General features: G+C 64.6%; 15 protein-coding genes. 6 read left to right on the forward strand and 9 right to left on the reverse strand.

Annotated features, from left to right (window positions below; all coding sequences use genetic code 11):
* Positions 1-43: 43 nt before the first annotated feature.
* The gene (locus CS1GBM3_RS09055; protein ID WP_210186209.1) at positions 44-1096 is read left to right on the forward strand and encodes a zinc ABC transporter substrate-binding protein; all 1053 of its coding nucleotides are present in this window, start codon (positions 44-46) and stop codon (positions 1094-1096) included.
* 140 nt (positions 1097-1236) lie between these two features.
* Here CS1GBM3_RS09055 and CS1GBM3_RS09060 read toward each other — a convergent pair whose 3' ends face one another.
* Positions 1237-2133 carry a L,D-transpeptidase gene (locus CS1GBM3_RS09060; RefSeq protein WP_072394746.1) on the reverse strand — a complete coding sequence of 299 codons (897 nt, stop codon included), beginning with the start codon at positions 2131-2133 and terminating at the stop codon, positions 1237-1239.
* Between the two features lie 706 nt (positions 2134-2839).
* Here CS1GBM3_RS09060 and ggt point away from each other — a divergent pair.
* The 3 genes from ggt to ubiE are packed head-to-tail and all read left to right on the forward strand — an operon-like array spanning position 2840 to position 6496.
* The gene (ggt, locus tag CS1GBM3_RS09065; protein WP_072394748.1) at positions 2840-4633 is read left to right on the forward strand and encodes a gamma-glutamyltransferase; all 1794 of its coding nucleotides are present in this window, start codon (positions 2840-2842) and stop codon (positions 4631-4633) included.
* Positions 4623-5678 (forward strand): FAD-dependent oxidoreductase, encoded by a 1056-nt coding sequence (locus CS1GBM3_RS09070; RefSeq protein ID WP_072394750.1) that lies wholly within the window; start codon positions 4623-4625, stop codon positions 5676-5678. The genes ggt and CS1GBM3_RS09070 overlap by 11 nt, the downstream gene beginning before the upstream one ends.
* 38 nt (positions 5679-5716) lie before the next feature.
* On the forward strand, positions 5717-6496 hold the full coding sequence (ubiE, locus tag CS1GBM3_RS09075) for a bifunctional demethylmenaquinone methyltransferase/2-methoxy-6-polyprenyl-1,4-benzoquinol methylase UbiE (RefSeq protein WP_072394752.1): 780 nt from the start codon (positions 5717-5719) through the stop codon (positions 6494-6496).
* A 23-nt stretch (positions 6497-6519) separates the two neighbouring features.
* Here the strand turns inward: ubiE and CS1GBM3_RS19945 are convergent, their stop codons facing one another.
* Together CS1GBM3_RS19945 and CS1GBM3_RS09085 are read right to left on the reverse strand one after the other, a co-directional pair.
* Positions 6520-8409: a hypothetical protein gene (locus CS1GBM3_RS19945; RefSeq protein WP_072394754.1), complete on the reverse strand. Its 1890-nt coding sequence runs from the start codon at positions 8407-8409 to the stop codon at positions 6520-6522.
* A 216-nt stretch (positions 8410-8625) separates the two neighbouring features.
* Positions 8626-10056, reverse strand: a complete 1431-nt coding sequence (locus CS1GBM3_RS09085) for an OmpA family protein (protein ID WP_139247865.1) — start codon at positions 10054-10056, stop codon at positions 8626-8628.
* 402 nt (positions 10057-10458) lie between these two features.
* Between CS1GBM3_RS09085 and CS1GBM3_RS09090 the strand changes: the two genes are divergently transcribed.
* On the forward strand, positions 10459-11139 hold the full coding sequence (locus CS1GBM3_RS09090) for a response regulator (protein ID WP_072394758.1): 681 nt from the start codon (positions 10459-10461) through the stop codon (positions 11137-11139).
* Positions 11140-11146: 7 nt separating this feature from the next.
* On the opposite strand, the gene CS1GBM3_RS09095 is transcribed toward CS1GBM3_RS09090, so the two are convergent.
* The 3 genes from CS1GBM3_RS09095 to rnk all read right to left on the reverse strand — a co-directional run bounded on the left by CS1GBM3_RS09095 (position 11147) and on the right by rnk (position 14222).
* Positions 11147-12505, reverse strand: a complete 1359-nt coding sequence (locus CS1GBM3_RS09095) for an ATP-binding response regulator (RefSeq protein ID WP_072394760.1) — start codon at positions 12503-12505, stop codon at positions 11147-11149.
* Positions 12505-13668 (reverse strand): FIST N-terminal domain-containing protein, encoded by a 1164-nt coding sequence (locus CS1GBM3_RS09100; RefSeq protein ID WP_072397368.1) that lies wholly within the window; start codon positions 13666-13668, stop codon positions 12505-12507. Before CS1GBM3_RS09100 ends, CS1GBM3_RS09095 begins: the two co-directional genes overlap by 1 nt.
* Before the next feature lie 134 nt (positions 13669-13802).
* Positions 13803-14222, reverse strand: a complete 420-nt coding sequence (rnk, locus tag CS1GBM3_RS09105; RefSeq protein WP_072394761.1) for a nucleoside diphosphate kinase regulator — start codon at positions 14220-14222, stop codon at positions 13803-13805.
* A 391-nt stretch (positions 14223-14613) separates the two neighbouring features.
* Between rnk and CS1GBM3_RS20255 the strand changes: the two genes are divergently transcribed.
* Positions 14614-14985: an NUDIX domain-containing protein gene (locus CS1GBM3_RS20255; RefSeq protein WP_083567808.1), complete on the forward strand. Its 372-nt coding sequence runs from the start codon at positions 14614-14616 to the stop codon at positions 14983-14985.
* A 67-nt stretch (positions 14986-15052) separates the two neighbouring features.
* Here the strand turns inward: CS1GBM3_RS20255 and CS1GBM3_RS09115 are convergent, their stop codons facing one another.
* The 3 genes from CS1GBM3_RS09115 to CS1GBM3_RS09125 form a co-directional block, all read right to left on the reverse strand.
* Positions 15053-15325 (reverse strand): PepSY domain-containing protein, encoded by a 273-nt coding sequence (locus CS1GBM3_RS09115; protein ID WP_072394762.1) that lies wholly within the window; start codon positions 15323-15325, stop codon positions 15053-15055.
* 104 nt (positions 15326-15429) lie between these two features.
* Positions 15430-16428: a polysaccharide deacetylase family protein gene (locus tag CS1GBM3_RS09120; protein ID WP_072394765.1), complete on the reverse strand. Its 999-nt coding sequence runs from the start codon at positions 16426-16428 to the stop codon at positions 15430-15432.
* A 40-nt stretch (positions 16429-16468) separates the two neighbouring features.
* A complete protein-coding gene (locus CS1GBM3_RS09125; RefSeq protein WP_072394766.1) occupies positions 16469-16888 on the reverse strand; it encodes a DMT family transporter in 420 nt (139 codons plus the stop codon).
* Between the last annotated feature and the right edge of the window lie 7 nt (positions 16889-16895).

A 16895-nucleotide genomic window follows, 5' to 3' on the forward strand; every position in this document is an offset into this window, starting at 1 on the left:
TGTTATAGTATCCATAGGTAACGCCAATCTCGAGGAGCACCGTGTGACCACCAGGAACCCCGTCAGCCGCGTGGGAGTAGGCGCCGCGGCGCTTGCCGCCGTCATCGTCGCCGGCACCGCGTTCTCGGCCACGACAAAGCCGGCCAACGCCGAGGCGTCTGCGCTCAAGGTCACAGTCACCATCAAGCCCGTGCACGCGCTCGTCGCACAGGTGATGGAGGGCGTCGGCACGCCCGACCTGCTGGTCAAAGGCGCCGCCTCCCCCCACACCTATGCCCTGAAGCCGTCGGACGCACGCGCGCTCCACCGCGCCAACGTCTTCTTTCGGGTCTCCGAGACGGTCGAGCCCTTCACACGCAAACTCACGTCCGCCCTGCCGGACACCGTGCGCATCGTAACGCTCGCCGAAGCGCCCGGCATCGAACTGCTCAGCGTGCGCACGGGGGAGACCTTCGAGAAGCACGATCATGCCCATGACCATGCCCACGACGATCACGATCATAAGCACGACCACGATCACAAACACGACGACGACCACGCGCATCATGAGCATGACGGACATGGCGACGCCGCCACGCGCGACGGCCACGTCTGGCTCGACCCCGAAAACGCCCGCAAGATGATCGCCGAGATCGCGCGCGTTCTATCGGAGGCGGCGCCCGACAAAGCCGAAACCTTCAAGGCCAACGCGGCCCACGCCGACGAGGCGCTGGCCCGCCTCGAAACCGAGATTGAACGCGACTTGGCACCGGTGAAGGACAAGCCTTTCGTGGTTTTCCACGACGCGTTTCAGTATTTCGAGCATCGCTTCGGCCTGTCCGCCGTCGGCTCGATCACCATCAGCCCCGAGGCCAGACCGTCCGCCAAGCGCCTGACCCAGATCCGCCGCAAGCTGGCCGAGCTGTCCGCGGCGTGCGTCTTCAGCGAGCCCCAGTTCCAAGCCAAGCTCGTCACCGCGGTCACGGAGGGCACGAGCGCCCGCGCAGGCACGCTCGACCCCGAAGGCGCCATGGTCCAGCCCGGACCCGCCGCCTACGAGACGCTGCTGCGGAACTTGGCCACGGATCTGAAATCCTGTCTGGCCGAGGGAAGCTGAAGCACAAAGCTAGCGGCAAGGGCGAGGAGCCAAGCGCACCAATGCCCCAAGGCATTGCCCCGAAAGACATTGACCCGAACAGCAAAACGGGTGGCCCGAGGAGATCGGGCCACCCGTTTTCTATTTCGCTGCGAAGGTGCTTACTGAACCGATGCGGCCCGCGATACCGAGCCGCCAACGCGGCGACCGTACTTGGTAACCCCACCGCCCGAAGGCGCTGGCGCAGCCTCGGCCGTCTCATCCACTTCTTCAGCATCGAACTTGCCGGTCTCCGGATTGAGCGTATGGACGACCATGCCCTCTTCGGGAGCGACCTCGTCCGCCGCCTCATCCTTCACGAAGAAACCGTTCTTCGGCGCAGAAGCGACCGAGCGTGTCTTGGCCTTCTTGCCGCGCACCGGCTCCTCGGGGCGCAGCTCCTCCTCGGCATCCGCCACGACAGCACCCGTCTTGAAGCGCTCCCAGGTCACGGTGACCTTGGTGCCAGTCGGCACCTTCGGATAGAGGTGCATCACGTCCTCGTTGAACATGCGGATGCAGCCCTTGGAGACGTCCTGACCGATCGTCCAGGGCGCGTCGGTGCCGTGGATGCGATAGAGGCTCGAGCCGAGATAAAGCGCCCGCACGCCGAGCGGGTTCATCGGATGGCCGCCCGGCACCCAGCTCGGCAGGCGCGGATTTTCCTTCAGCATGTCCGGGGTCGGACGCCAGTCGGGATTCTCACGCTTCGAAGAAACCACGGTGGCGCCCTGCCAGCGGCTCTGCTCGCGCGGAATGGCAATCGGGTAGCTCATCGCCTGACCGGCCTTCGTGATGTGGTAGAGCCGCCGATCGCCGAAGCTGACGATGATCTGGCCGGCCTTGTACTGCGGGTTGAAGCTCACGACCTGGCGCTTGCCGCCGCCGTACTCCGGCTCGCCGCCCCACAGGAACTCGATGAGCCCCTGCGCGCTCGCAGCAGCCGGAAAGCCGACCACAGCCGCTGCCGCGACCGCCGCTGTCACCAATCCGCCGACCTTTGCTTTCCACACCGACATCAACAGAACTCCCGCTGTCTTAAGCTGTGAAGAACGAAACCGGCTCCCTCTGCCGGCTACGCCCGTCGACGGCATGTTGCGCCCCTCGAATGAACGCCTCGTATAGACCGTTCCGAAAATTGGCGGCAGAGCAAGGCGGTCACACTGTTGTCGTCTTCACCACTGACCGATGACATGCAATGGAAGCGATGCAATGCAGCAACGCTTACCGATTTGTAAGGCATGATGGGCACTTGCTGAGCACGCACCCGCACAGGGGGCACGCACAGAAGTTGCAGAAAAGACAGGAACAGAAAAAGAACACCTACTTCGAGCATATCGGCATCTGACGCGGGTAACCATCTCGTTTCAAAACAACTAAGAACGCGAGTGGATCCCGACAAGCATAGGGCGTCATCTGACTTTCACCAATGGGACGAATACCGGCTGCGCTGTGCAAAACATAACGCTGCACAGGTTGTGCATACGAGATCGTCCACAGGGCCAATCCCATGTGCTCGGTCGCTTGAAAGCAGGCGCATGTCCCTGGGCGTCCGAGTCGCCTCAACCTTTTTCAGCATACGAGCATCAGCCGACCGAGGACCGCCCCGGCAAACAACCCGCACACAATGGTTTTCAAGCAGGCGCACACGCCTATAGAACGGTCATCCGGCTGTTCGGGACCGGAGATTCGCGTGACAACGGATGAAACATTGCGGTGTCCCTTATGATCCGCTTCCCAAGATCGGCGCTGAGACGGCCATCCCAGGCGATGGCGCTGTTGGCGATGGCGCTGGCTCTCGCGCCGCTCCAAGGCCTGCAGGCGCAAGACAGCATTCCCCGCCTACAACTCGAGCCGGAGGCCGGCACCGGACACAGCGAAAAAAGCCTCGCCGTCGCCAAGAAACACATGATCTCGACGGCCCATCCTCTGGCTTCCGAGGCCGGGCTCGAGATGTTGCGCGCGGGCGGCTCCGCGGTCGACGCATTGATCGCGGCGCAACTCGTTCTCGGGCTGGTCGAGCCTCAGTCCTCGGGTCTCGGCGGCGGTGCCTTCCTCGTGCATTGGGATGAGCGCGCAAAGGAGCTGAAAACTTACGATGGCCGCGAAACGGCGCCTGCTGCAGCACGCCCTGACCGATTCATAAAAGGCGGCGAGCCGCTGGACTTCGATTTCGCCGTCCGTTCTGGCCTCAGCGTCGGCACGCCGGGGCTGCCGCGCCTCCTCGAGCACATCCATAAACGGCACGGCAAGCTGCCGTGGGCGAAGCTCTTCGAGCCGGCTCTGAAGCTCGCGCGCGACGGCTTCGAGATCTCGCAGCGCCTCTATTTCATGTTGCGCTGGTTCGGCACCGACGGACTCTCGCCTGCCGCGCGCAGCTACTTCTTTGACGCAAGCAGCAGCCCGCTGCCCATCGGCCACCGGCTGCACAACCCCGATTACGCCGCGACTCTCGAAGCGCTCGCAAAAGGCGGCGCCGACGCCTTCTACGCGGGCCCCATCGCAGACGCCATCGTATCTGCCGTGAAGACAGCGCCGAACGCCGCCGGCGACCTGACGCTCGCCGATCTCTCAGCCTACAAGGTGGCCGAACGCCCGCCGCTTTGCGTCGATTACCGCAAGCATCGCGTTTGCGGCATGGGCCCGCCATCGTCAGGCGCCTCCACCATCGGACAGACGCTCAAGATGATCGAGCGCTTCGATCTCGGCCACACGCCCGACGAGGCCATGAACGTCGCGAGCCTGCATCTGATCGCCGAAGCCCAGCGCCTCGCCTACGCCGACCGCAACCGCTACCTCGCCGACAGCGACTTCGTGCCCGTCCCTGCGGGACTTTTCGATAGCCGCTATCTCGCAGCGCGCAGCGCCCTGATCGACCCCGAGCGCGCCATGGCAAAAGCCGAGCCCGGCGATCCGCCTACAACGGAAAAGCACACGTTCGGCGTGGACGCTACGCTGGAGCGCGCCGGCACCAGCCATCTTTCCGTCGTCGACGCGGACGGCAACGCAGCCGCTTTCACGACCACCATCGAAGGCCCGTTCGGCTCCGGGCTCTACGCGGCGGGCTTCCTGCTCAACAACGAGCTGACCGACTTCTCCTTCCGTCCCGAGGACGCGCAAGGCCGCCCAGTTGCCAACCGTGTCGAGCCCGGCAAACGGCCGCGCAGTTCCATGTCGCCGACCATCGTCTTCGACGAGAATGGCGCCCTGTTTGCAGCTCTCGGCTCTCCCGGCGGCAGCCGTATCATCCTGTTCGTCACCAAGGCGTTGGTCGGCCTCATAGACTGGAGGCTCGATGCCCAGGCCGCCATCGATCGCCCGAACTTCGGCAGCACCGGCCGCAGCGTGGAGCTGGAATACGGCTGGTCGACAATGTGGCGCGCCCTTGCGCTCAGGAGCTACGGCCACCAGATCACGCCCGACCTGATGAACTCGGGCTTGCACATCGTCGCCAAGCGTAACGGTGCACTCGAAGGTGGGGCCGACCCACGCCGCGAAGGAGTGGCCCTTGGCGACTGAGCCCGAGAGTACCCGAACAAGCCATCCGCTCGACATCACGGTTGTCGGCGCAGGCATCTTGGGTTTGTGGCAGGCGCTGACGCTCGCCCGCACGGGCCATCGTGTTCGCCTCGTCGAAAAGAGCACTAACCCGTTCGCCGACAGCGCCAGCCGCTTCGCCGGTGCCATGCTGGCGCCCGGCTGCGAAAGCGAGACCGCGCCCGAGGTGCGCGATCTCGGCATCCGTGGCCTGACGCTCTGGCGCGCTGTCTACCCGCGTCTCGTGAATGCCGGCAGCCTCGTCGTCGCCGCCCCCCGTGACACCGCCGAGATCGCGCGTTTCGGCCGCGCCACGCGACCTCCGGAGACGCTCGACGCCGACGCCATCGCCGCACTCGAGCCTGACCTCGCCGGCCGCTTCGTGCGCGCCTACTACTTTCCCGACGAAGCGCACATGACGACGCCGGACGCGCTCGCCTTTTTGCTCGATGCCGCGCGCAACTCGGGCGCGACCGTCGAGCTGGGCGCAGCCTGGACCTCGCCTTCAGCCTCCAACGTCGTCATCGATTGCCGCGGCATGGCGGCCGCGGACGAGTTGCCTGCGCTCCGCGGCGTGCGCGGCGAGCGCCTCGTCGTGCGCACGCGCGAAATCCATCTGGCGCGGCCTGTGCGCCTCCTGCATCCACGCCATCCGCTCTACGTCGTGCCCTGGACGGACGATCGCTATCTCGTCGGCGCCACAGTCATCGAAAGCGAGGATACGGGCGCCATCACGGTGCGCTCGGCGCTCGAGTTGCTCGGCACGGCCTACGCGCTGCATCCCGCCTTCGGTGAGGCCGAGATCCTGGAGACCGGAGCCGGCATCCGGCCTTCATTCCCCGACAACCTCCCGCACGCCGAGATCCGCGACGGCGGCAATCGCATTCTGGTCAACGGCGCCTACCGCCATGGCTTTTTGCTCGCCCCCGTGCTGGCCGAGGCTGTGGCGGGCTATCTCGCTAACCAAGCCCCGCACGAGCTGCTCGTCTTTTCCGAGCGGGTAGCGCACCCTCCCCGCCCGGTCTAAGCTCTTCCCGAGCCACCGATTGCCGAACAAGGTCAGGTATGACGCACGACACGCCGCCGCAGGAGCCCCAAAGCACGACGAGCTTCGGCTTCCGCTCCGTTCGGGAGGGCGAGCGCCAGGGCCTCGTCAACGCCGTCTTCTCGTCCGTGGCCGCGCGCTATGACCTCATGAACGATCTGATGTCCGGCGGTCTGCACCGGCTCTGGAAGGCCGAGTTTGTGACCATGATCGGCGCCCCGCGCGACGACCGGCCGTTCCGCCTGCTCGATGTGGCCGGCGGCACCGGCGACATCGCAATTCGCTACGCTGACCGCTTCGGCCCGAACGCGACCGCCGTTCTCGCCGACATCAGTCCCGAGATGCTAGCCGAAGGCCGCACCAAGGTTGCGACCAAAGGGTACGAGCAGCGCATCACGCTGACCCAAGGCAACGCAGAAGCGCTGCCATTCCCCGATGGCACCTTCGACGCCTATACGATCGCCTTCGGCATCCGCAACGTGACCCACATCGACACCGCGCTCAGCGAGGCCTATCGCGTGTTGAAAATCGGCGGCCGTTTCCTGTGCCTCGAGTTCTCGGAATGCCAAGTGCCGCTGCTCGACCGGCTGTACGATTTCCACTCGTTCGAGGTCATCCCGCGCCTCGGCGCGCTCACGGCAGGCTCCGCTGACCCGTACCGCTATCTGGTCGAGAGCATTCGCCGCTTCCCGAACCAGGAAGCCTTCGCCACCATGATCCGCGAAGCGGGCTTCGAGCGCGTCTCGGTCAGAAACCTGACCGGCGGCATCGCCGCCATCCACTCGGGCTGGAAGCTCTAACCGTCCCTTGAACGCAGGCGAAACTACGCCTCGCCGCGATCGACGCGCCGCGAGAACTCCGTTTGTCCGCCGGACGCCAGGATGCGCGCCTGCTCGATCCAGTTCTCGCGCTCGATGCGACCCTTGAAATCGAGAACCTGGCTGATCCGATCGATATCGGCTCCGGTCCAGTTCGCAACCTGCTCGTACGACGTGATGCCGAGCGAGTTGAGCTTCTTCTCGATCAGAACGCCGATGCCGCGGATGCGCTTCAAATCATCAATCTCGGTTGTGCTGAACACCAGCGGCGCGCCGCCGCGCAACGCCTCGGAGCGCACGGAACGCAGGCCGGAGAGATCCTCGCTCGGCGGTTCGGCCGCAGAAGTCTCCGCCTCGGGCTCCGGCACCGATGAAGGCGTGACACCACTCAAAAAGCGCGCTTGCCCCACCCAGTCCTCACCAGCGATCCGCCCCGGCGCGCCGATCAGCGCCTCGAAGTGTGCGACATCGTCCGCCGTCCACGTCGCGATCTGAGCGAAGCGTGTGACGCCATTGGCACGCAGAATATCCTCGGCCTGAAGATTGAGACCGATGATGCGGCCGAGCTGATCGCCATCCTCCACCGGAACACTCGTGTCGATGGGTATGTCTGCCGCTTCTGGCGCCGCTTCGGCAAAATGCGCGCCGCCGGTCAAGAAGCGCGCCTGCTCCACCCAGCTTTCGGCCGCGATCCGACCTGGCGTGCCGATCACAGCTTCGAAACGTGCCACGTCCTCTGCCGTCCACGCCGCGATGTGGGCGATCTGGGTCACCCCATTGGCGCGCAGCAAAGCTTCGGATTCGGGGTCGATGCCGATGATCCGGTGCAATTGATCGCCGTCGACGGGCGCGGGCACATCCTCGGACGGCGCAGGCGCACGCTGCGAGAGCGTGCCGGGATCACCACCGGCAGCCAGGATCCGAGCCTGCTCAATCCAGTTCTCGCGTTCGATGCGCGCCTGATCGAAACCGAGCGACTGGCTGGCGCCGCGCACGTCCTCGGACGTCCAAGCCGCGATCTGCCAAAAGCGGTGCACGCCGTAGCGCACGAGACGCTCCTTGAGATCTGCGTCGATGTCATGGATGCGCGTGAGATCATCGACCGCTTCACCCGCCGGCCGCTCGAGCGGCGTTGGCGCCACGAGCGTACCGAAATACGATGCCTCGTCACCCTCGCCGTCAACAGCATCGGCCAAGGCCGCCTGCTCCTGCTCGGCAGCCCTCTGGGCCGCCTCAGCGGCTTCCGCTTCAGCCCTGGCCTTCTCGGCAGCCGCCATCGCAGCGGCCGCCGCCGCGACCGCGATCTGCGTGTAGCTCGGCCCGGTATCGCGCGGCTCCTCCTCAGTGGGCTCGGCGCTTGGTACCGGCTCGGGCTCGGGCGCGGGTTCGTCAGCCGGCGGCGGAGCAACCGGTTCCGGATGAAGCGCATCGCGCTGAGGTGGTGCGGGCGGCGGCTCAGGCGCCGGAGCGGCTTCAGCAACAAGGTCTGGTGCAGGGGGCTCGGGTTCGGGCGCGGGAGGAATTTCCTCGACGACTGGCTCGGGCTCGGGGGCCGGCGGCGGCTCCTCTACGAGAGGTTCCGGCTCGGACGGCGGAGCTTCGACGGCGGCTTGTTCGACCGGCTCAGGTGCCGGTTGAACCTCGACCACGGGCTGGCCCTGGAAAACGGGCGGAACCGCCGCGCCTGGCCCACCGACCAACGCGCGGCCGAAGCGATCGGTGGCAGCCGGGTCGACATCCGGTGACGCCGGAGCAGGTGACAGATTGACCGGCGCCGCGACCGCCGCAGGCTCGACACCGCTCGAGAAACCGCGCCGTATCAGGCACGCGAGTGAGGCGCCGAGCAGAAAAGCCACCAGCATCAGCAATAAAGTCTGCACGAGCAAAATCGTCATACGCCCCACTCCAATTCAACGACGGCGCCGCAGGTGCTTTGCGAAGGCAACGATCGGCCTTCCATCAAAGCTCGCCCCCCGTAGTCCGGCTCAGTCCTCGACCCGTCCGCAACTGATCCACCCGACGACAAGACCGACCGCAAACGCGGCCGCGAGGTACCAGAACAGTTTCACCACCAGATAGTCCATGTCGCCGTCCCCCCGGGTTTGCCCCGTTCAATCCGTGAATACTTTGAACTCGATGCGGCGATTGCGCGCCATGCCGTCCGGTGTGTCGTTCGCCTCAACCGGCTTGCTCGCGCCGTATCCGACCGCTGAAAGCCTGTCCTCGGCCACACCGGCGCGAACGAGGCTGTTGATGACAGCCCGCGCACGCCTCTCAGAGAGCGGCTGATTGCGCTCGTCGACACCCTCTGAATCCGTGTGACCTTCCACCTCGACGCGTGCTCCCGGGCACGTCTTGATGATCTCAGCCAGCTTGGCGATCGTGAGCGAGCTCTTGGCGTCGATATCGGCCTTGGCCCGCTCGAAGAGGATCACGCCCTTGGCTGCAGCCTCGGACAGGCGCTTCTCGCACGCGCGCGTCGCCTCGGTGGTCTTGCGTTCCCGCGCTTTGGCCTCGGCCTCCTCTTTGGCCCTCTGAGCCGCAGCAGCTTCCACCTCTTTCTGAGCCTTGCGCGCAGCAACGGCCTCTTCCTCGGCTTTGCGTGTCGCCTCAGCCTCGGCATCCTCTTTTGCCTTCAGCGCCGCGGCCGCTTCAGCCTCCTCCTGCGCCCTCCGCGCAGCAGCAGCGGCTTCTTCCTCGGCCTTGCGAGCTGCCTCAGCCTCAGCTTCCTCTTTGGCCTTTAGAGCCGCGACCGCCTCAGCCTCCTCCTGTGCCTTGCGGGCAGCGGCAGCTTCTTCCTCGGCCTTCCGAGCCGCCTCAGCTTCGGCGTCCTCGTTGGCCTTCAGAGCGGCAGCAGCCTCAGCGTCTTCCTGAGCCTTGCGTGCAGCTTCAGCTTCCTCAGCAGCCCGCTGAGCCTTAAGAGCTTCCTCGGTCTGCTCACGGGCACGCTGCGCTGCCGCTTCGGCAGCCTCTGCCTCCTGCTTCGCCTTGAGAGCGGCGGCCGCCTCGGCCTCCTCCTGTGCTTTGCGTGCAGCAGCGGCCTCTTCTTCGGCCTTGCGAGCCGCCTCGGCTTCAGCCTCCTCTTTGGCCTTCAGCGCTGCGGCAGCTTCCGCTTCTTCCTGCGCCTTGCGCACGGCAGCGGCGGCGTCTTCCTCAGCCTTGCGAGCAGCTTCTGCGTCAGCAGCCTCTTTCGCCTTCAACGCGGCGTCATCGACCGGCGCCACCTGCGGCCCGATGCGCTCAACCACGACCTCCCCACTTGCAAGGTCAGTCTTGAGCTGAACCGTCCGGATGCCCCACACGCCGCGCACGGCATCGAGCGCGACCTTGGGCTCGCCATCGTTCTGAGCGCGTCCTGTAATAGTCGCTTCACGCCCATCCAAGGTGACCTTGGCCCAAGGCTGACCCGCCTTGCGCAAGGCCTCGGTAGCGCGAACCGTAAGGTCCGCTTCAACATTCGGCTGTTCCCGGTAAAAGGTCCCCCAGCCCAACATCGCGATCGGTATGAGTCCCCAAAGCCACCGCGAAGGATTGCACCGCATCCCGCCACAAGCTCCCCAAGTACGCGCGCCGCAATCCCGACGGCGCAGGACTTTTCATATTGCTTTGGCCGGCCCCCCGACCCCCTGTCGCGCCGCACTATAGACAAGCGGGCCCGCCTTTCCAAGTTGGCGCCGGGCCACAGCTGGCACGAATAACCCGCTTAAACTTCAATTCCCTATTGCCCGTGCACCGGAAGTTCACGTGAGGAAACGCGCACCACAGGTATCGAACCAAACCAACGTTATCGTTACCGCTGGCCCCGCCTTGGAGCCGCCATTTCCCTCTTGCCAACGGTTCCCACCCGGTCTCAATTGCCCCATAGATCTAAGAAACGAGACCTTGAGCCCGTTCGCAGGCGCTTCTCGCCGAAGCGACGCGCCAAAAGGCCGGAGGAAACTGAAATGACGGTCAGATTTTTGATCGTCGACGACCACCCTCTTTTCCGCGAGGCCCTTCAGCTCGCCATCCAGTCGGCCTACCCGGGGGCGGAAATCGTGGAAGCGTCGTCGATTGCCGCTGCACGCGAGGCGTTGGCCGACGAGCAACCGTTCGACCTCCTGCTTCTGGACCTCTCGATGCCCGGCACTCGCGGCTTCGACGGCCTGATCGAGCTCCGCGCCGCCAGGCCCAAGCAGCCGATCCTCGTGGTATCGGCGCACGAAGACCCACGTATCATCCACGAGGCCATGACCTGTGGCGCCGCGGGCTACATCTCCAAATCGGTCAAGAAGCGGGATCTCTCCGAGGCCATTCAGGATGTTATGGCCGGGCTCGTCGTGCTACCGAAGGGCTACACCCCGCCGGCCGCGAACGGCCCGTCGCAGGAAACCGACCTCGCCGCCCGTGTCGCATCCCTCACGCGCCAGCAGCTGCGCGTGCTGCAAATGGTCCGCCAGGGCATGTTGAACAAGCAGATCGCCCACGAACTCGGGGTCGGCGAGACGACCATCAAGGCGCACGTCTCCGAGATCATGCGCAAGCTCAACGTCGTCTCGCGCACGCAGGCGGTCATCGAGGTGGCACGGCTCGATTTCGACTCCGTACTGGCGAGCGCCTACAAGGAAAACGACAGACGGCCCTGAGCTGGCCTCAGCCGACGAGATGCGTGATCAGGGCGCGCAGCTCGGCGGGCTTTACCGGCTTGCGCAGAATCTCGCAGCCCGCCGCTGCAACGGCTTCCGCAACCTCGCGTGAGTGATCCGCCGTAATGACGACGGCCGGGATCAAAGCACCCAGGGTATCCCTGATCCGGGCCACCGAATCCAGCCCGGACTCGCCCGCATCGAGATGGAAATCAGCGAGCACGACGTCGGGCTGGAAGCCAGGCTCTTCGGCGATGAGGCGTTCCACATCCACCAGCCCGCCGACAAGGCGCGCCTCGCAGCCCCAACGGTCGAGCAGCGCCCGCATGGCATCGCGTACGCCGCGATCGTTGTCGACCACAACGGCCTTGATCGCCGTAAGACCGTAAGCGCGCGTGGCAGCAGACCGCTGACCCGCGGGGAGGCGGCAGGCCAGCGCCGCCTCGTCGGCAAGCGGCACGTAAACGGAAAAGCGCGTCCCGCGGCCGACTTTCGAGCATAGCGCGATGCGATGCCCAAGGGCCTCGCTCATGCGCGCAATGATCGAGAGGCCGACGCCGAAACCGCGGGCCGGGCTGCGCTGCCCGGCCGCGCCGCGATGAAACTCCTCGAAGATCTTGCTCTGCTCTTGGGGTGCAATTCCCGGCCCCGTGTCCCAGACATCGATCCGGAACTGCGACCCGCGCTTACGGCCCGAAAGAAGAACGCGCCCGCGTTCGGTATACTGCACGGCGTTGGCCAGCAGGTTCTGCAGGATACGCCGCAGCATCAGCGGATCGGACATGACCGCAACATCTCGTGCACGCGTCGTGAGCAGAAGCCCTTTGTCGCGCGCGATCGGCTCCATGTCGACGACGACCGAGCGGAACAGCTCCAAGAGCTCGACGAACTGCACTGACGGCTTCAGCGCGCCGGACTCGAGCTTCGACAGATCCAGGATCGTGCGCAACAACTCCTCGATCGTCGAAAGCGCATGATCGACCTGACCGATCAGGCGCCTGTGCTGCTGAGGATCCTGGATCTCGCTGAGAGCCGAGAGCGACAGTCGCGCCGCATGCAGCGGCTGCAAGAGATCGTGGCTGACGGCCGTGAAGAAGCCGGTTTTGAACCTGTTCGCGCGCTCCGCTCCGTCGCGCGCGCTGGTAAGCTGGTTGTTGGCGCGTTCAAGTCGATCGAGCGCGCTTTTCAGCTCCTCGGTGCGCGCCTTGACCTGCGTCTCGAGACCGATTGCCGTCTGGAAGATGGAATAGGCATTCGCCTGATAATCCATGCTGCGCTCGACGCGCTGCATGAGAGCCGCATTGATCTTGGCGAGCTTGGCATTGAGCCGCTCGAGTTCCTCCCGTGATCGGCCGCTGCCATCCATCAGGCCCCTCGCCGCGATCCGAAGGCGACGCCGGTCAGGGTCTGATTGAGATGCATGGAGTTAAGCTGCTCGCCGTAGGTGTGGAAGCCCACGACACCGTATGATCGATAGAGGTCTTCCATCTGGCGGCGAACCTGCCGGTTCTCGGCGTCGAGCCGCCGAAGCACACAGTCGAATCCAAGCACGAGATCAATACCGCCGAGCGCGTCGTCGATCTGCTCAAGCGTCCGCTCGGTTGCGCTCAGCATGTCTTTTGGGCGCGCAACTGTCAGCACCAACCCCTCGTCGATCGCACAGAAGAAGGACAAGCTGCCGTCAGGGTTCATGTTGCGGATCGAGCGGCAATAGTAATCGCCGCCCACCTTCACCACGAGCGGATAGGACGCAAAGCTGAACGGCCCGATCTCGTCCGGCATGAGGCCGATTGCTGATGCGTATTCCCGCGCCGCCGGCTCCGCGTTGAGCTCATGCACGGTGCGGCATTCGACGTCGGCTGCTGTAACGACGAGCTTGATCGGTGTCGGCTCGAAGTTCGAGGTTTTGAAGATGCGGAATGGGTAATCGCTCTCGACCATCGTCAAGATCGCACCTCGCGTCAGCACCCGCCCGTCGTGGATCAGAGACGTTTGCCGGAACGCGAGACCATCACCCGCCGAGCCACCGATGAGTTGCATGTCGCCGCAGGCCCAATGCACGGCGGCAACCAGGGGCTCCTCCGCATTCGAGAGGCCATCGACTAGGAGCACGCCGAATACACGCTCGGCAAGCTTCTCGAAGTCGTGGGCACCGAGGCGCGTCTTGAGATCCCGCACAACCTCGCCAACACGCTCCACACCGACTGCATCGACGTCTTCAATAATCCCCGTGTGGATTCGGAATCCCTTCTTGGGAAAGGCAATCAGCAGAATGCCGGTTTCCAGAAGCCCGCTCGGCGCGATCCCACCGGCCGTCGAGCACCCGCTGATCGTGACGCCCGGAAACGCCTGCTTCAGCCCGGCCGCAAGCGCGCCCGCGTCGTAATCGACCGAGAAGAACGCGACGATATGCTGGAAATCACCCGTAAGAGCAGCTCTCAGCTCCCCGACTGCGTCATGGACCGCAGAAGCCCGCGTGCTTGCCACACTGATTCCACACGAGCCTGCGGAGGTAATAACGCGTGCCACGCGCAACCTCCCCTGCCGCTCCGCTTACGCGCCAAACGCGCGGGGAAGCGACCGTTTATCGAACGTTGACGGCAAGCTGCCACAGCTTCGGCGGAGCGGCAATTGCTGTCGTGGTAAACGGCCTGCCAGCCGCATCAGGTCCGGGCGCGGGGCGGCATGACCTTGAGAACGGTCAGCGTATGCGAACGCCCGTCCACGCCGCTGACCTTCATTCCCTGCCCGGGCGACAGCCCGATCAGCGCGGCACCGACCGGCGTCAGCACCGAGATCTTGCCTTCCTCGATGTTGGCTTCGCCCGGAAATACCAGCTCTGCCTCGCGCGGCGTTCCTCCGTCGAGCTCGAACCGAACGCGCGAGTTCATCCGAACGACCGTACGTGGCACCTCGGCGTCGGGCACCAAGACCGCGCGCTCCATCTCCGCCAGCAGAATGCGCGCGACATGCTCCGACCGCCCATTCAGCATGGCGGCGGTTGCAAGCGCGGTAAGTTGATTTTCCTCGTGCTCGCCGACAACGATGTCAGGAAGCGCACTGGTGGGCGGATGAAAGGCCATGACGAACCTCGTGGGTGCAGGCGTGCGAAGCGGCAAGCGAACGGGCGCAAGTAGCGGGTATTGAAGGGGGAAGGCTCCAGACGAGGGAACCGGCGATCAGAAGAGAGAAAGAGGCGGACCCCGGCCTGGGACCAAGCAAAACCCGGCCGAGACTAAACGCCCGCGGTGTCTGCTTCCTCTCGCGGAAGCTTGAGATGGAGGGCCGCTACACTGATCATGCCTAAAGAATGGGCATGAGCCGTCACGCTGTCAATGGCCGCGCAATGTCCGCTGGAACTATGCCGGGACGCTTTCACCAAGCGACAAGCCATGCCTTGCCGCGTCACGGCATCTCCGGAATGCTGACTCCGGCGGCCCACACCATTTGGAAATCGAAGGCAAAATCACGCCGATGCCCAAGCCCGAGACACCGTTGCTTACAGTCGATTGCGTGGCCTTCGACAGCCGCGGGCGCGTCTTGCTGATCCGGCGCAACAACGCGCCCTTTTCCGGACACCTCGCACTTCCGGGCGGCTTCGTCGACGTCGGCGAGACAGTGGAGGAAGCTTGCCGGCGCGAACTCGCCGAGGAAACGGGCATCAAGGCCCGCGCCCTCACGCTGGTCGGCGTCTATTCCGATCCTGAGCGCGATCCGCGCGGCCACGGGCGGGCGACGACGCCGCGGCAGCGGCATGGATCGCAAACTGGCGCGATCATCGCCTCGCGTTCGACCACGATACGATCGTGCGCGACGCCTACCGCCTCTTACGGCGCAAGCGGATGATCCCGGCCGCAAAGTAGCGACCACCGGCAGACTTACAAACCGGCCCTCGCCGCACGACATCGCGCGATCAGTCCTCGACCTCTTCCTTGACGATCGAGCCGTCGACCGGATTGAAGTAGACCTCGACGTCCTTGCCGTCCTTGTTCTTGCCGTAGATCTCATAGCAGTTGCCCGAGACCTTGAAGACGTCGTGTGTGTAGCCGAGGTCAGCGATCTTCTGCTTCATATCGGCTTCGGAGAGCCACGCGTCCTTCGGCGCAGCGGGACAGTCGGCATCGGCCAGCGCCACGCTGGAGCCGAGTGCGATCAACAGGCCGGTCAAAGCGAACTTCAGCGTCATGGGGCGGTTCCTTTCCTGCGTCCACTCCGTCTTGAGGGAGTGGACTTGGAATGCGCCGCCCTGCGGATTGGTTCATCCGCCCACGCCGGCCGCCAAAGGAGCCATCAGGCTGCGGCAACCGCGTGCCGGAAATCGGCCGCCCGTCGCGGCAACGCACCGCGCTCGTTGACGGCGCGCGCATGCGCGCCCATCGGCAGCACCTCAAAGCTCGCAGCGTACTCGGCCAGCAAGGTGTCGGCGAGAGCCACCTTGTCGACACCGGAGAGCTTCATCCCCGGGAAATAGCTGAGCACCGGAACATCGTCTCCGCCGAGGAAATCGAGCGGGTGCAGTAGAAGCGACGGCTCAATGCCGCGCAGCCGACAAAGCCTGAGCGCGGTCTTGAAGTACGTGCGCGCCACGGCCGGCGAATACCCGGCAAGATACATGATGTAGCTGAGGTGGAACGGCACACGCGCCACCGGCATCGTCGTAACGGGCAACTCCATGAGGGTAGCGCCGTTCGCGAGTTGCCATTCATAAGGTTTCAACGAGCGCAAGCCATCCGACACCGTGCCGTAAAGCGACCGACGCTTGTCGCGCTCCTCCTTGGAGAAGCTCGAGTTGAAGAAATAGTAGGCGCGCGCCACCGGTCCAAGGAACGTTGGGAATGTCGAGGCATCGTAGGCGTAGCCACGCGCCCTGAGCGTCTCCAGCACGGTTTCCGAGATCGAGAATCCCGGCCCACGGAATCCCGTCGGCCGAACACCCGTCGCTGCAGCGATCGCGTCCTCGGCGTTCGCGATCTCGGTGTTTACGTCCTCCGCCGTATAGAGATGCAACCACGGCTCGTGATGGAAGGAGTGGTTGGCGATTTCGTGCCCCGCCGCCGCGATCGAGCGCAGCGCGGCATGGTTCTTCTCGAGCGCCGCATCCTGCCCGACGATAAAGAAGGTGATCGTGAGGTTGTGCCGCTCCAGCAGCTCGAGAATGCGCGGCACGACCATGTCGAAATACGACGGAAACGACTGCCACCCCTCGTCGCCGTGGGTCTTCATGTAGGCCCACTGGTTGTCGAGATCGAGCGAAAGGTTCGCCTTGGGTTTGTTACCAGCGGCAGCCACAACGGCAGTCCTTGTCAGTTATCCGGAACGCGAGACGACCTTAGGTCTCTGCGTTGGGAGAGCGCTCGACGTGCGGCACGCTATCGGTAAGCTTCGGCGCCTCTTTACTTGCGGACGTGATCAGCAAAATACCACAGATCACCAACGCTGCACCGGCCAGCGTCTGCAGTCGAAGCTCTTCGTGCAGAATGAAGGGCGACAGAAGCGAGATGCCGACCAACGAAAGCGAGATCACGAACGAATAAGAGACCGTGAGCTCAATCTGTCGCAGCGCCAGGAGATAGCTGCCAAGCAGCACCACGCAGCACGTGATCGCCAGCAACAGATAGGGGTTGAACGCGAAGCGCACGAGCGACCAGAGCGAGATCTCGCTCGGAAAAGCCGCCATGGCCGACTTGAACAGGAAATTCGAGGCGATGTTCGCGACCACCGCCAGCAGCAACAAAAACCAACCCAACATTGTGTCC

The organism is Hyphomicrobium sp. CS1GBMeth3 (genome assembly GCF_900117455.1).
In the GTDB taxonomy this organism is placed as follows: Bacteria; Pseudomonadota; Alphaproteobacteria; order Rhizobiales; family Hyphomicrobiaceae; genus Hyphomicrobium_C.

Excerpts from the sequence above, each read along its gene's own strand:
- CS1GBM3_RS09060 (WP_072394746.1), bottom strand. The coding sequence starts at position 2,133 with ATGTCGGTGTGGAAAGCAAAGGTCGGCGGATTGGTGACAGCGGCGGTC.
- ggt (WP_072394748.1), top strand. The coding sequence starts at position 2,840 with ATGATCCGCTTCCCAAGATCGGCGCTGAGACGGCCATCCCAGGCGATG.
- ubiE (WP_072394752.1), top strand. The coding sequence starts at position 5,717 with ATGACGCACGACACGCCGCCGCAGGAGCCCCAAAGCACGACGAGCTTC.
- CS1GBM3_RS19945 (WP_072394754.1), bottom strand. The coding sequence starts at position 8,409 with ATGACGATTTTGCTCGTGCAGACTTTATTGCTGATGCTGGTGGCTTTT.
- CS1GBM3_RS09085 (WP_139247865.1), bottom strand. The coding sequence starts at position 10,056 with ATGCGGTGCAATCCTTCGCGGTGGCTTTGGGGACTCATACCGATCGCG.
- CS1GBM3_RS09090 (WP_072394758.1), top strand. The coding sequence starts at position 10,459 with ATGACGGTCAGATTTTTGATCGTCGACGACCACCCTCTTTTCCGCGAG.
- CS1GBM3_RS09095 (WP_072394760.1), bottom strand. The coding sequence starts at position 12,505 with ATGGATGGCAGCGGCCGATCACGGGAGGAACTCGAGCGGCTCAATGCC.
- rnk (WP_072394761.1), bottom strand. The coding sequence starts at position 14,222 with ATGGCCTTTCATCCGCCCACCAGTGCGCTTCCTGACATCGTTGTCGGC.
- CS1GBM3_RS20255 (WP_083567808.1), top strand. The coding sequence starts at position 14,614 with ATGCCCAAGCCCGAGACACCGTTGCTTACAGTCGATTGCGTGGCCTTC.
- CS1GBM3_RS09115 (WP_072394762.1), bottom strand. The coding sequence starts at position 15,325 with ATGACGCTGAAGTTCGCTTTGACCGGCCTGTTGATCGCACTCGGCTCC.
- CS1GBM3_RS09125 (WP_072394766.1), bottom strand. The coding sequence starts at position 16,888 with ATGTTGGGTTGGTTTTTGTTGCTGCTGGCGGTGGTCGCGAACATCGCC.